This is a genomic window from Micromonospora sp. NPDC023737 (assembly GCF_040639715.1).
Classification (GTDB): Bacteria; Actinomycetota; Actinomycetes; order Mycobacteriales; family Micromonosporaceae; genus Micromonospora.
In genome coordinates this window covers 25,581-39,584 of record NZ_JBFAAL010000026.1, presented here as the reverse complement: position 1 = coordinate 39,584, position 14,004 = coordinate 25,581, and the positions used below count along the sequence as shown (strand labels likewise).

Annotated in this window: 11 protein-coding genes and 1 pseudogene; 9 read left to right on the top strand and 3 right to left on the bottom strand. The window is 74.8% G+C overall.

Going from position 1 to position 14,004, the window contains the following annotated elements:
* Positions 1-15: 15 nt before the first annotated feature.
* Together AB0F98_RS30385 and AB0F98_RS30380 are read right to left on the bottom strand one after the other, a co-directional pair.
* Positions 16-1,722 (bottom strand): annotated as a pseudogene (locus tag AB0F98_RS30385) (DEAD/DEAH box helicase); the annotation flags it as partial.
* Positions 1,723-1,880: 158 nt separating this feature from the next.
* Positions 1,881-2,732 carry a hypothetical protein gene (locus tag AB0F98_RS30380; RefSeq protein WP_357742550.1) on the bottom strand — a complete coding sequence of 284 codons (852 nt, stop codon included), beginning with the start codon at positions 2,730-2,732 and terminating at the stop codon, positions 1,881-1,883.
* A gap of 133 nt (positions 2,733-2,865) precedes the next feature.
* Between AB0F98_RS30380 and AB0F98_RS30375 the strand changes: the two genes are divergently transcribed.
* From AB0F98_RS30375 to AB0F98_RS30365, 3 genes are read left to right on the top strand one after another with little or no spacing between them, the layout of a single operon-like run.
* Positions 2,866-4,020: a histidine kinase gene (locus tag AB0F98_RS30375; protein ID WP_357742547.1), complete on the top strand. Its 1,155-nt coding sequence runs from the start codon at positions 2,866-2,868 to the stop codon at positions 4,018-4,020.
* Positions 4,017-4,622, top strand: coding sequence for a response regulator transcription factor (locus tag AB0F98_RS30370; RefSeq protein ID WP_357742545.1), 606 nt, complete (start codon positions 4,017-4,019; stop codon positions 4,620-4,622). The genes AB0F98_RS30375 and AB0F98_RS30370 overlap by 4 nt, the downstream gene beginning before the upstream one ends.
* Before the next feature lie 42 nt (positions 4,623-4,664).
* Positions 4,665-5,183, top strand: a complete 519-nt coding sequence (locus AB0F98_RS30365; RefSeq protein WP_357742542.1) for a 2'-5' RNA ligase family protein — start codon at positions 4,665-4,667, stop codon at positions 5,181-5,183.
* A 36-nt stretch (positions 5,184-5,219) separates the two neighbouring features.
* Here the strand turns inward: AB0F98_RS30365 and AB0F98_RS30360 are convergent, their stop codons facing one another.
* A complete protein-coding gene (locus AB0F98_RS30360; protein WP_357742539.1) occupies positions 5,220-7,445 on the bottom strand; it encodes a family 43 glycosylhydrolase in 2,226 nt (741 codons plus the stop codon).
* 119 nt (positions 7,446-7,564) lie between these two features.
* Between AB0F98_RS30360 and AB0F98_RS30355 the strand changes: the two genes are divergently transcribed.
* The 6 genes from AB0F98_RS30355 to AB0F98_RS30330 all read left to right on the top strand — a co-directional run bounded on the left by AB0F98_RS30355 (position 7,565) and on the right by AB0F98_RS30330 (position 13,738).
* On the top strand, positions 7,565-8,311 hold the full coding sequence (locus AB0F98_RS30355) for a winged helix-turn-helix domain-containing protein (protein ID WP_357742536.1): 747 nt from the start codon (positions 7,565-7,567) through the stop codon (positions 8,309-8,311).
* Between the two features lie 227 nt (positions 8,312-8,538).
* Complete coding sequence (locus AB0F98_RS30350; RefSeq protein WP_357742533.1) at positions 8,539-9,618, top strand: cytochrome P450; 1,080 nt, start codon at positions 8,539-8,541, stop codon at positions 9,616-9,618.
* A complete protein-coding gene (locus AB0F98_RS30345) occupies positions 9,615-10,481 on the top strand; it encodes an isocitrate lyase/phosphoenolpyruvate mutase family protein (RefSeq protein WP_357742530.1) in 867 nt (288 codons plus the stop codon). Before AB0F98_RS30350 ends, AB0F98_RS30345 begins: the two co-directional genes overlap by 4 nt.
* Positions 10,482-10,702: 221 nt before the next feature.
* Complete coding sequence (locus AB0F98_RS30340) at positions 10,703-11,665, top strand: DUF5715 family protein (protein WP_357742527.1); 963 nt, start codon at positions 10,703-10,705, stop codon at positions 11,663-11,665.
* 210 nt (positions 11,666-11,875) lie between these two features.
* A complete protein-coding gene (locus AB0F98_RS30335; protein WP_357742524.1) occupies positions 11,876-12,352 on the top strand; it encodes a DUF1203 domain-containing protein in 477 nt (158 codons plus the stop codon).
* Positions 12,353-12,742: 390 nt separating this feature from the next.
* Positions 12,743-13,738, top strand: coding sequence for a carcinine hydrolase/isopenicillin-N N-acyltransferase family protein (locus tag AB0F98_RS30330; RefSeq protein WP_357742522.1), 996 nt, complete (start codon positions 12,743-12,745; stop codon positions 13,736-13,738).
* The last annotated feature ends 266 nt before the right edge of the window (positions 13,739-14,004 follow it).

Here is a 14,004-nt window from a genome sequence, read left to right as displayed (position 1 = left end):
ATCCTCGGCGTACGCCCGCTCCCGGCGGTCCCGGTCGTCGCCGTCACGGTCACGGCGTACCGTCGCCTTGCGCCCCTTGATCGTGCTGGCGCGCAGCCCCGCGATCACCTCGTCGGCGACGGCGTGCGGCACCTCCACCAGCGAGAACCGGTCCGCGATCTCGATCGAGCCGATGTCCCGGCCGCTGATCCCGGTCTCGCCGGTGATCGCGCCGACCAGATCCTGGGGCCGTACCCCGGCACGCCGGCCGAGCCCGACGAAGACCTGCGTGGTGCCGCCCGCACGAGGCCGGCCGCCGGCGCCGCGCCGCTCGCCCCGCGCCCCCTCGCGTGGGCCGCGCAGCGACACCTGCGGAATCTCCTCCTCGTCGTCCGCGCCCGGCGACGTCGCCTCGTGCGCCAGCCGCACCGCGGCGAGGGCGACCTCCATCAGGTCGAACTCGTCGGTGAGCGACTCCACGATCACCCGGAACGGCTCCAGGTCGTCGTCGAGCAGGCTCTCCCGCAGCGCCGCCTGGGTCAGCTCCAGACGCCGGGTACGCAGATCCGCCACCGTCGGGATGGTGTCGATCGAGATCCGTTGGCCGGTGACCCGCTCGATGGTCTTGAGCATCCGGTGCTCCCGGGGCTCGGCCAGGGTGATCGCCACCCCCTCCCGACCGGCCCGCCCAACTCGTCCGATCCGGTGCACGTACGACTCGGGAGCCGACGGCACGTCGTAGTTGACCACGTGGGTGAGCTGCTCGACGTCCAGGCCGCGCGCGGCCACGTCGGTGGCGACCAGCAGATCGGCCGTCCCGGAGCGCAGCCGCCCCATCACCCGGTCGCGCTGCTCCTGGCTCATCCCGCCGTGCAGCGCCTCGGCCCGGTAGCCCCGGCCGTTCATCGTCTCGGTGAGCCGGTCCACCTCCTCCCGGCTGCGACAGAACACGATCGCGGCGGTCGGCGACTCCACGTCCAGCACCCGGCCCAGTGCCGCCGGCTTGTGCGCCCGGGCGACCAGGTACGCGCTCTGCCGCACCCGCGGCGCCTCCCCGGCGACGGGCTGCTCCCGCTGGATCAGGATCCGGACCGGGTCGGTGAGGTGCTGCCGGGCCATGCCGTCGATGCGCGACGGCATCGTGGCCGAGAAGAGCACCGTCTGCCGCTGCTCCGGCGCGTGCTCCAGGATCGCCTCGATGTCCTCGGCGAAGCCCATGTCGAGCATCTCGTCGGCCTCGTCCAGCACCACGGTGGCTATCCCGCCCAGCCGCAGCGTCTCCCGGGCGATGTGGTCCAGCGCGCGACCCGGGGTGGCCACCACCACGTCGACGCCCGCGTCCAGGGCACGCAACTGCCGGCCGATCGGCTGCCCGCCGTAGATCGGCAGCACGCGGGTGCCGAGTTCCCGGCCGTAGCGGTGGAAGGCCTCGGAGACCTGCACCGCCAGTTCCCGGGTCGGTACCAGCACCAGCGCCACCGGGTCGCCGCTGTCCCGGTGCGCCGGCATCCGCTGCAACAGGGGCAGCGCGAAGGCCGCGGTCTTGCCGGTGCCGGTGGCCGCCTGGCCGAGCAGGTCCCGGCCGGCCAGCAGCGGAGGAATCGCCTCCCGCTGGATCGGGGTGGGCTCCTCGTAGCCGAGGGCGGTGAGCGCGCCCAGCAACTCGGGGCGGAGCCCCAGGTCCGCGAAGCCGTTCGCCTCGGCGTCGCCCGGGTCGGTGGGGTGGATCTGTGCCGAACTCATGTGCCAAGCCTTTCATCACCGCCTCGCGCCCGACTCGCCGACCGGCACCTATCCGCCGTAGATGCCTCCGGACCGTCCAGATGATCAAGTAATGCGGGTCCGGAGCGGGCGCCGCCGTCCCCCTGATCAGGCGGCGGCCGGGGGTGGTGACATCGGGGTCAGCCGGTCAGCAGCGCCAGGATGATGGTGACGCCGACGACCGCGTCGAGCACCCCGCACCATTCGGCGTAGCCACGCGGCACGACCTCGTGGCGACGGTGGTGCACGACGTCCCAGACCGCGTGGCCGAGCCAGCCCAGGGCGACCAGCCACGCGGCGCTCCGTCCGCCGGCCAGCGCCGCGAACAGCGCCAGCGCCGACCAGACGGCCAGGCCGGCGAGCTGCCGGGCCAGCACGCCCGGCCCGCGCAGCCGGCGACGGTACGCGCCGATGATCAGATACCCGGCGGGCAGCACGAGCAGCGTCCACGGGCCGAGCACCGCGGGTGAGACCCAGAGGTCGACAGTCATCAGCAGGGCGAGTCCGGTCGGCCAGCGTCGCACCAGCGGGGCGACCAGCCGCGCCCGCCGAGGCGCGGCCGCAGGCCGGTGGTGCCGGTGTCGCAGCGCCACGAGCACCATGGCCGGCAGCATCAGCAGGTGGCCGCCGAGCAGCATCGCGCCGCCGTCTAGCAGGCCCGCCCAGTGGGGCGCCAGCAGCACCAGGAACGGGACGTACATGGCGGCCGCCATCTCGGCGCAGGCCGCCGCGGAGTGCCGCCGGTGCCGCATCCACACGATCATGCCGATGGTCATGTTCGTGGCCATCACCAGTGCGGTGACATCCGGGCGGTCGAGCGCGGTGGTGAGCCCCAGCGGATCGGCGACGAGCGTCCACACCGGGTCGAGCAGCAGCATTCCGGCGATCATCGCGAGAGCCATCTCGCCGAGGTGCCGCAGCAGGCGGGCGACGCCACCCGCCCGGCGCGGGCCCGTCGCGGCGGTCGGCTGGTGGATCAGGGTGTCCGTCATGTCGTCGACCCTGCCCGCGAAGGCGACCGGCCGGGCAGCCCCGGATGTCACGGATTTTCCGTGCGATGTGCACGGTCCAGTCGTGACATCTCACAGGGGCGGATGGTGCGGCGACGGCCCTACGATCGGGTCCGTGACACAGGAGACGGCGGGATCCCGGGCGGACCGGCGGCTGCGTCGCGCACGCACCGCCACACTCGTCTCGCTGGCGACCGGGGTCTGGGTCGGCCTGCTGCTGCCGCTGGTCGGTGTGGCCCGGGAGCCCGACGCCGTACGCGCCGCGCTCGGCGCGGTGGGTGTGCTCGGCTTCGCCGCCGGCCAGGCCGCAGTGCTGTACGCGGCGGTGACCCCCTGGCTGTCGCAGCGGTGGCGCCGTCGGTCCCAGGCAGGACTGGCTGCGGTGGCACTGCTGACCGTCCCGCTGGTCGGTCCGGTCGCCGCCGGCGCGTGGCCGACCTGGGCGTGGGTGGGCGCCTCGCTGCTCGGCATGGCACCTCTGCTCGTACGACCACCGGTCGTGGCCGCCGTGGCCGCGGCGACCCTCGCCGTGTCGGCCGGGGTGGGGCTCTGGAGCGGCGGACAGGTCTCCCGGTTCCTCTTGGTGACCGGCGGAGTCGGTGCGGGCACAGCCGCGGTCAACTGGCTTCAGGTGTGGTTCTGGGATCTGCTCGTCGAGGCGCGGGAAGGGCAGCTGGCGCAGGGCCGGCTGGCCGCCGCCGAGGAGCGGCTCCGTCTCGCCCGTGACGTGCACGACGTGCTGGGGCACAACCTCACGGTGATCGCGTTGAAGGCGGAGCTGGCCGCCCGCCTCGCCGAGGTGGATGCCGAGCGGACCGCCCGGGAGGCCACCGAGGTGCAGCGGCTGGCGACCTCGGCGCTGGCCGAGGTGCGCGCGACCGTGCACGGCTACCGGGCCGTCGACCTGGCCGACCAGCTCTCCGCGGTGGCGGGCGTGCTGCGCTCCTGCGGCGTACGGTGCACGACCGTGCCCCCACCCGCCGACCTGCCGGCGGCGGCGGCGAGCGACCTGGCGGCGGTGCTGCGGGAGGCGGGCACGAACGTGCTGCGGCACAGCGGAGCCAGCTGGTGCCGGATCGACATCGTCCGTGACGGCGACGTCGCCCGCTTGACGGTCGCCAACGACGGCGCCGCGAGTCGCGGGCCGGACGAGCACAGCAACGGCCTGCGCGGGCTGACCGACCGGCTCGCCGAGGCCGGCGGGCGGCTGCGCGTCCGGCGGGAGGAGAACGTGTTCAACCTCGAAGCCACCCTTCCGGTCGGGTCATGATCCGCGTCCTGCTCGCCGACGACGAGGACCTGATCCGGGCGGCGTTGGCCGCCCTGCTCGCGCTGGAGCCCGACGTCGAGGTGGTGGCGGAGGCGGCCGACGGGCCGGCGGCGGTGACGGCGGCGCTGGCGCACCGGCCGGACGTGGCGGTGGTCGACCTGGAGATGCCGGGGCTGACCGGCATCCAGGTCGCCGCCGAGCTGTCCCGGGCGCTGCCCGGGTGCGCGGTGGTCCTGCTCACCGGGCACGGCCGCCCCGCGCATCTGCGCCAGGCGCTGACCGTCGGCGCTCGCGGCTTCCTGGCCAAGGGCGCGCCCGGCGGGGCGCTCGCCGACGTGATCCGCCGGGTGCACGCGGGCGGACGGTACGTCGACCCGGCGTTGGCCGCGGACGCGCTGACCCTGCCCGAGTGTCCACTGACTCCTCGGGAACTGGAGACGCTACGGCTGGCCGAGATGGGCGCCCCGGTCGCGGTGGTCGCCCGGCGGGCGCACCTGTCCGCCGGCACCGTGCGGAACTACCTCGCGGCGGCGGTGCAGAAGCTCGGCGCGGCCGACCGGGCGGAGGCGATCCGGACGGCGCGGGAGAACGGCTGGCTCTGAACGGGTCTCCCGACCGGCTTCGTGGACGACTAGCGTGGGCGGGTGCGTACGGTCGAACTGCTCTGCTCGGCGGAGTTGGACGCCACGGTGCGGGCCGCGTGGCAGCGGCTGGCCGAGACCGGTCTGCCCAGCCTGGCCCGCAACCTCCACCCCACCAACCGTCCCCACCTGACCCTCGCCGCGGTGGACGAGCTCCCGCCCGGAGCCGAGGAACGCCTCGCCGATCTGTTCGACGCGGCACTGCCCGTCCGCGCGCGGGTCGACCGGGTGGCGGTGCTCGACGGCAGCGCCCCGCTGGTGTGGCTGATCCGGCCCACGCCGGAGCTGCTGGCCCTGCACGGGGCGGTCTGGGACGTGCTCGGCGGCGCCCCCGGACCACATCCGTGGCATCTGCCCGGGCGGTGGGTTCCACACCTGAGCCTGGCGCTGCGCTTCCGCGACGCCGACCGCCGCCGGGCCCGGGCGGTGATCGGCGGTGACCGCCCGACCGGGGAGTTCGTCGCGGCACGCAGCTACGACGGCGCCACCCGTACCGCCGGGCCGCTCGGTGCGGGGCGCTGACCGGGGCCGTCACCGGCGGCCCCGGTCAGCGCGCCGTCAGCGGTAGAAGCGCAGGTAGTCGAAGTCGGCGGTGACCGCCGGGGTGGCGCCGCCGTGCGCCACCAGCCCGATCCGGGGGCTGGTGTCGGCCGGGAAGGTCCACACCCCGCCCCACGTCCAGTGCTCGCCGTCGCCGCTGGAGGCGGCCCGGAACTCGTGCTCGCCGGTGGTCGGGTCGACGTGGTGCGCCAGTCGCAGCCAGGTGGTGGTGGCCGGGGTGCCGACGATGGTGCCGCCGTACACCGGCTGGCCGGCGAAGGGCAGCTCGTAGCCGTACTCCACCTGCCGGGTGTTCCAGATCGCCACCTGGGCCAGCCGGGCGAACCGGTCGTCGTCGACGTACGCCACCAGGCCGGCCTGCTGATAGTTGCGGACGCTCTCCTCGCCGAGGTCGAGGGTCACCTTCGTCTCGGCCACGTAGTCGCCGGCGGGCGCGTCGCGCAGGAGCACCCCGGCCGTGTTGGCGGTGCCGCTGAGGTCGGCGGACTGCACCGGCCAGCGCAGCGCTCCATCGGTGACGGTCGCCGTCGGATCCGGGCGCACCCAGCTCCACGCCGGGTCGAGGCCACCGGTGAAGTCGTCGGAGTACGACGGCAGGAGCCGCCCGGCCCGGGGCTCCGCGGCGGCCCGCGCCGGTCGGTACAACCCGACGGCGCTCACGTTGTCGAACTCGGCGGCGCCGCCGCTCGTCCGCAGGCCGACCCGGCCGGGAACCGGGCGGTCCAGCCGCAGCTCGACCACGGCGAGCTGGTCGCCGAGGCGGGCCGGGCTCAGCTCGGCGACGAGCCGGCGGCCGCGTACCTCGACGGACAGGTTGTGCCGATCGGTCGGGGTGAACCCGGCGGGCAGCGGGGCGTCGGCCGTACGGCTGCCGTCGCTGGCCACCAGCCGACCGGCGGTCGCGTCGACGCGTACCTCGACCCGGTCGGCGAGGGTGATCCCGGCGGAGGCCGCGCCGGTCAGCCGCAGGTCGGCCTCCGCGCGCAGGTCGCCGCCGACGGTGGTACGACTCGTCAACGCGCCGCTGCCGGTGAGCCGGCCGTCGTCGACCTGCCAGTCGCCGGCGACGCGCCGCCAGCGCGCCAACCCGGCGGTGTCGAAACGCTCGTCGAGCGGACCGGTCGTCACCGGGGCCGGGCGCTCGCCGTCGGACGGGCCGGCGCCGCCGTTCACGGTCGGCCAGCCGTCGATCCAGTCGAGCCGGTCAATGAGCATCGGCCGCTCGTTGACGCCGAACGGCTCGTCCAGGTAGGGGTCGGCCCGGTCGATGGCGTGGTAGACGATCCAGTCCTGCCCCGACAGGTCGGTGAGGAATCCGTTGTGTCCGGTGCCGATCCAGCGGTTGCCGTTCTGGGTGAGCACCGGAGTGCCACCCGTGCGGGACGCGGTCAGCGCGATGCCGTCCCGGTCCAGGAACGGCCCGCGCGGGCTGCGGGCGCGCCCGACCTGCACCGAGTAGCCGGTGGCCGGGCCGGCGCAGCAGTTCGCGGTGGAGGCGAAGAGGTAGTACCAGCCGTCGTGTCGCAGCACGTAGCTGCCCTCGAACTTGTTGTCGACGGCGACCAGGGTGGGTGAGCCGGTCGCGTGCAGCCCGTCGGGGGTGAGTTCGGTGACCGAGACGCCACCGTAGTAGCTGCCGTAGTAGAGGTAGTTGCTGCCGTCGACGTCGGTGAACTGGCTCGGGTCGATCGTCCACAGCCAGCCACCACCACCGCCGGGACGTGGTGCGACCACCGGCTCGTCGGCGAACGTCCACGGGCCGGTCGGGGTGGGGGCGGTGGCCGCGCCGATGGCGTAGTCGCTGCCCTCCGGCGAGACGGTGGTGTCGGTGACCGTCACGTACATGACGTAACGGTCGCCGATGCGGCGTACGTCCGGGGCCCAGAAGGCCGCGCCGGGCGCCGCGTAGGGCGGGCGCTGATCGGGCCCGAAGGCGTCGCCGGCGTACGTCCAGTCGACCAGGTCGGCGGAGCGGGCGGTGGGCACCCGGTGCGGCTGCTTCTCGCCCTCGCGCAGCGGGTCGGTGGTGCCGTAGGCGTACCAGTAGCCGTCGTCACCGCGGACGACGACCGGGTCGGCGAAGGTGTCGCCCACGCCGACGGAGATCGGGTTGCGGTAGTGGGGGGTCGTGCGGGCTTCGGCGGCGGCCGGCGCGGCGGCGGCGGCCGTCAGCACCAGACCGAGTACGGCGGCGAGTGTGCCACCGCGACGTGGTTGTCCCATCAGACCTGCCTTGCGTGCAGTGGTTTGTCGTGCGAGCCGCGTCCCTTCCTACCGCGCACATACAACGTTGTAAAGACCGGTCGGCGAAGACCGAACCGTCCCCGTGTCAGCATGGGCGGATGCACCCGACCATCTCCTGGGCCCCGGGGCTGGCACAGTTCGCCGCGCTGCTGGCCGACACCACCCGGGCGCGGATCTGCCTGGCGCTGCTCGACGGTCGGGCGTGGACGGCGGGGGAGCTGGCTCGGGCCGCCGGCGTCGCCCCGTCCACCGCGAGCGACCACCTCAGCCGCCTCGTCGAGGGCGGGCTGCTGGCGCAGGAACGGCAGGGACGGCACCGTTACCTGCGGCTCGCCGACGCGAGCGTGGCCCAGCTCGTCGAGGACCTGGCCGGCCGGATCTCCGCGCCGCCGGTCCCGGACCGGTCGCTGCGGGCCGCCCGGGCCGGTGCCGCGCTCGCGTACGCCCGGACCTGCTACGACCATCTCGCCGGGCGCCTCGGCGTGGTGGTGCACGACGCGCTGTTGCACCGGGGACTGCTGGACCGGTCGGCCGGACTGACCCTCACCCCGGCCGGGGAGCGCTGGTGCGCCGAGCTGGGGCTGCCCCTCGCCCCGCTGCGCGCCGCACGCCGGCCGTTGCTGCGCGACTGTCTGGACTGGACCGAGCGGCGGCCGCACCTGTCCGGCGCCCTCGGCGCGGCGCTCTGCGCCCGCCTGCTCGACCTGGGTTGGCTCACCCGGGGCGTCGGCCGGGCCGTCCGCCTCAGCCCGTCCGGCGCCCCGGCACTCGCTGCCACCCTCGGCCTGGAACCGACCGACCTCACCCCGCCGACGGAGGCCGTCACCGGCGGCGGACGCGCCTGACCTGGCGTGCTCAACCCTGGTCGGCAGCGGAGCCGGCCGACTGGGCGCACGCCGGCCGTCCGGCGGCTGATCCACTGGATCTCGGCATGACCAGGGCAGGGTGACACCGCGGCTGCCCCGACCGAGTCGATCATCATCTGGTTCGTGGCGGCGGCCGGGTTCCGGCCCCGGAGCGTGCGCCGACACTTCGGCGTCGGCCGCAACGTCCCGGCCCTAGCGTTCGTCGGGTGACCCCGACCCGCCCCCGCATCGCGCCGATCCCCGGCACCCCACCCTGCGCTCCGCCCACCGTGGATCCCCGGACCGGTTGCACGCTGACCCGGTACGCGGACGTGCGCGCCGCTCTCGCCGCCCCGACCTGTCACGTACCGGCCGCCGGCCCCGGCGCGGCCTACTCGCTCGACTGGCTCCGTGGCCTGGTGAGCCGGTTCAGTGCCCCGGCGGACCATCCCGCCCGGCGGGCCGCCGGTGTCACGGCGCTGGCCCCGCTCGACCCGGACGAGCTACGCGCCGAGGCGGCCCGGCGAACCGCCGACGCCCTGGACCGGGCCGGTTGCCGGCTGGACGTGGCCTCCGCGCTCGCCCGGCGCGTACCGGTGGGGGTGCTCGCCGGGCGACTCGGGCTGGCCGATCCGGCGACCGCCGTCGACGCGGTGGCCACGATCGCCGCCGCCTACCGACCCGGCGCGGACGCGGCCGCCGTCTGGCGGGCCGACGGGGCGGTCACGGTGCTGGTGGCGCTGGCCCCGCCCGCCCCGCCCGAGGTGCTCGCCAACCGGCTCGGCCTGCTGGTCCAGGCCTGCGATGCCACGGCCGGGCTGATCGGCGCCGGTGCCCGCCACCTCCTGCCTCCGGCCGCCGATCTGCCTCCGACCGTCGATCTGCCCCCGGCCGCCGGTGAGGAGACGGGATCCGGTCATCCGGCCGGCGACACCGAAGAGCTGCTCCACGAGGTGCTCCGGCTCGACCCGCCGGTACGCGGCACCCGGCGGACCACCACCGGGACCGTGCACATCGGCGGCGTCGACCTGCCGGCGGGCACCCCGCTGCTGCTGCGCTTCGACTCGGCGAATCGAGATCCGGAGGTCTTCCAAGAGCCCGACTCCTTCACTCCCGGTCGCCTCACGCCCGCGCTGACGTTCGGCGCCGGCCCCCGCGGCTGCCCCGGGCGGCGGCACGCGCTGGCGCTCGCCACCGGGGTGCTGGACGTGCTGCGCGAGCGGTGCCGGCTCGCGCCCGGCACGCCGGCGTACGAGCCCCACCCGCTGCTGCGGGTGCCGTCCCGACTCGAGGTGGTCCCGCGATGACGACACCATCCACCGCCACCGGCCGGTACGCCGACCGCTGCGCCGCCTTCCGCGCGCTGCATCGGCCCGGCCGCCCCCTGCTGCTGCCCAACGCCTGGGACCACGCCTCGGCGGCGATGTTCGTGACCCGGTCCTACCCGGCCGTCGGCACCACCAGCCTCGGCGTCGCCGCCGCGGCCGGCCTGCCGGACGGCGCCGCGGCGACCCGGGCCGAGACGCTGTTGCTGGCCCGGCGGCTGCGCCGGTTGCCGGTGCTGCTCACCGTCGACGTGGAGGCGGGCTTCAGCGACGACCCGGCGGACGTCGCCGCCCTCGCCGTCGAGCTGGCCGGGCTCGGCGTGGTCGGTGTCAACCTGGAGGACGGCCGCCCGGACGGTTCGCTCGCCGCACCGGCGGTGACCGCGAACAAGGTGGCGGCGGTCAAGGCCGCGGTGCCGGAGCTGTTCGTCAACGCCCGCACCGACGCGTGGTGGCTGGGCGCGCCCGATCCGCTGGACAACGCGGTGCAGCGGGTGCGGGCGTACCGGGCGGCGGGGGCCGACGGGATCTTCGCGCCGGGCGCCCCGGACGCGCACACGATCCGCGTACTCGTCGCCGAGGTCGACGCCCCGCTGAACGTGCTGTACCGCCCCGGTCTCCTGGAGGTCGACGAGCTGGCGAGGCTCGGGGTCGCCCGGGTGAGCACCGGCTCGCTGCCGTTCCGGGCCGCGCTCGGAGCCGCGTTGGCCAGCGTCGACGCCCTCACACCGGTGCGGGTGGGCGTCGACGCCGGTCGCGCCTCGGCCGCCCCGGTCACGTCGCCCGAACCGCCGTCGTACGCCGAGGTGCAGGCACTGACGGACGGGTGGACGCCGGAATCCTGATGCTCGTCCAGCCGCCGTGGCCCTGCACGCCTCGCGGCGGTTGACCGGTTCGTGCCTCGCTCGGCCGCCCTGCCAGCTTCTGGCGGCGCGTGCCGTGCTTTCCCGAACCGTCGCCGTTCGCGGGTGATAGGAGGAATGTTCGTCCTTCTCCCGATCCTGCTGGTTACCGTGTCTGTGCAGGGCGAGCGACCCAGGTGTCGTGACCGCAGAGAGGACCGATCATGCGAGTGCCCAGCCGAAGCCCCGGGGGGCGGTCCGGTCCGACCGCCGCCTCCACCGCTCCCACCCGCCGCCTTCCCAGCCCGCCCGGACCGGCGCCGGTCACCGGACCGGATCTCGCCGCCTACCGGCAGGCCGTCGCCGACCTGTTGGTGGAGGTCGGCGCGCTCGCCGACGCGTCGAGCGCCGCCGCCCGACAGGTGCTCATCGACGACCGGCTGCGCGAGCCGGCCCTCGCCGCGGTCCTCGACGCGACCCCGCAGGGGTTCCTCGGTGCCCGCGAGACGCTGCTGTTGGAGATGGCCCGCTACCAACCCAACACACGCAGCTCCGCACAGGACCTGACCGCGCTGGTGCGGATCTACCTGCTCTCCCGCATCGACGTCATGTGGTGGCGGGACACCGGCACCTTCCTCACCGACGACCAGGTTCAGGGCAGCACCGACCTGGTCGACCTGGAGTGGCTGCGCCGTCGTGATCTGCTCGGTTTCCGCTACCGGGAACAACCGGCGAGCGTGGTGGGCCGGGGGTGGCAGGCGGTTCGGCGGCGGTTGCGCCCCGACGCCAGCCCGCGTACCGCCGGTCTGCTCGCCCGGCGCGCCCGCCGCGAGGTCGTGGCGCTGCTCAACGACCTCGCCCGGGAGTTCGCGGCGGTCACCCCGCCCGGCACCCCACCACTCTGGGTCACCTCACTCACCCGCAGCGTCGAGCACCAGCATCGGCTGCGCCGCCTCGGGTATGCCGCCATGCTGCCCAGCGGGCACTGCGTCGGCTACGCCATGGACGTGGAGATGACCTGGTTCGCGCGCTACGGCGTACGCGACACCCTGGCCGCCCTGCTGCTCGAGCGCCAGCAGGCCGGCGAGATCAACGTGATCGACGAGGGACAGGCCTGGCACGTGTGCGTCGCGCCGGCGGCCAGGCGGCGGCTGCGCCGGGCGTACGAAGTCGAGATGGGTCTCTGAGTCGATGTGCGGCGGCCACCGGACGCACGTACAGCGTGATCGCAGGGGGACTTCGCGGTGGTCGACCTGCCGCGGGTACGCGCCGCCACTCCAGCTCGCCGTGCGCCGGGGCTGACCCGTCGTCGCCGGGCCTGGCGCTGCCGACGTCGGCGGTAGCGCGAGGTCCGATCGCCGCCAGCGTTCGCGCCGCGTCCGGTTCAGGCTGGGCGCATGACCAAACCGAACGGGTTCGTCGTCCGCCCGCTGCCGTCCGACCTGCTCCACGTGGTCCGCCGTACCCGCCGGGACGCCGCCGATCGGCCGGTCGAGGCCACCACGGCCGGTGGCGGGGAGCCACTGCGCTGCTGCCTGCGCGACGCCGCGCCGGGCGAGGCGCTGCTGCTCTTCGGGTACGCTCCGCCGACCGCCGAGGGTCCCTACCGGGAGATCGGGCCGGTCTTCACTCATGCCGCGGCCTGTCCCGGGCCGGGGCCGACCGACGCCTACCCGGCGGCCTGGCGCGGCCGGGAGCAGATCCTGCGGGCGTACGACCGGCAGGGCCGCATCCATGGCGGCCGGCGGCACGACGGCTTTGACCCGGAGCCGGTCATCGCCGAGCTGCTCGCCGACCCGGCCGTACGCCAGCTGCACAGCCGCAACGTGGTGTACGGCTGCTTCATGTTCGCCGTCGAGCGCGCCGACGAGTGACCGCCGGCAGGGTTTCGCACCTCGGCGGCGCTCGCAGGTGCCGCTCCCGGTCGCGCCGACCTGTCCGGTCCGCCTCCGACGAGGCGCGGGTGGCGGACACTGCGACGAGCTTGATACCTGAGAGGCATATTTATGACTCTCAGGTATCAAGCTTGTGCTGATAGTCGGCCCGGTGCCCGCGCAACGTCCCGGGCCGGCATGAGGTGCCGGGCCGGCGGGGGTGCGGGCCCGGGGTCAGATCAGTAGCAGCGTGCCGACGACGCGGCGGTGCCCGCCCGCCGCCAAGGGCATCCTGCCGATCAGCCGTCGCTGATTTGACTGGTGGGCCGGGGTGCCCGGCCGGTCCGGCCAATGGACAGGAGGCTGCCCGACGCATAGCGTCCTGTGGATATGTGGAGGACTCCATCGGCCGCCACTCTGGCCCTGCTGCTCGTGCTCACCGCCTGCTCGGCATCGTCGGAGACCCCGACGTCCGCGCCCACCCCCACCGGCACGCCCACCGCCTCGCGGCAGGACGCAGCCCAGGTGGAGCAGACCCTGGACAGCCTGCGCAGGGTCGACGACCTGCCGCTGTACGAGATGACCTACGTCGGGTCCTACGACGCCACCGTGGGTACGGACGCCGCGCCGGCGAGCCCGTTCGGCTGCTCGCTCTTCGTGGCGGCCGGCGACCGGAGCCGGCCGCTGTTCGCCCGCAACTTCGACTGGGACCCCAATCCGGCAATGGTGCTGCGCACCGACCCACCCCAGGGGTACGCGTCGATCTCGCTGGTGGACCTGTCGTACCTCGGGGTCGGCGCCGACCTGAGCGGTGACCGGCGGCTGCTGAACGCACCGCTGCTGCCCTTCGACGGGATGAACGAGCGTGGCCTGGCCGTGGGGCTGGCGGCCGACGACGCCGCGCGGGCCGAACCCGTGCCGGGCAAGCCGACCGTCGGCTCGGTGCGCATCCTGCGCCTGGTGCTCGACCGGGCGGCCACAATCGACGAGGCGGTCGCCGTCTTCACCACTCACAATCTCGACTTCTCCGACGGGCCGGCGCTGCACTACCTGCTGGCCGACGCCACCGGCGCGTCCGCGGTGGTCGAGTTCGTGGACGGCCGGATGCAGGTCGACCGGGGCCAGGGCAGCTGGCAGGCGTTGACCAACGTGCCGGTGGTCGGGGTGCCCGAGCAGGAGCGCCGTGCGGACCGCCGGTACGACCTGATCGCCCGGGCGATGACCGGCGCCGACGGTGTGGTGGACGCAGCGGCGGCGTTCCGGGTGCTGGCCGACGTCCGGCAGGCGCACACCCGTTGGTCGGTGACGTACGGCCTGCGCAGTGGCGAGGTTCGGCTGGTCACCGCCGGTGGTGCCGAGCGGCGCTACGAGCTACCGATGCGCTGAGCGGCGCCGCGCGGTCGCCGCCCGCCCCGTTCCGGGCGGACACCGGCGCCGGCGCGGGTGCCCGGACGCGCCCGGGCCCGGCCCCCGTCTCCGGGGGCCGGGCCCTTCTCGCTTGTGCGTCGGCGGGTACCGCCGAGTGCCTACCGCCCGCCCTGGACGCTGGGCTGGCTCGCACGGGAGTGGTGACTGTGGACACCTTACATTTGTGACGGGCATCGTGTGATGTGCATCACATCGATGTTGGTTCCTGACTGGATAGCATCGCG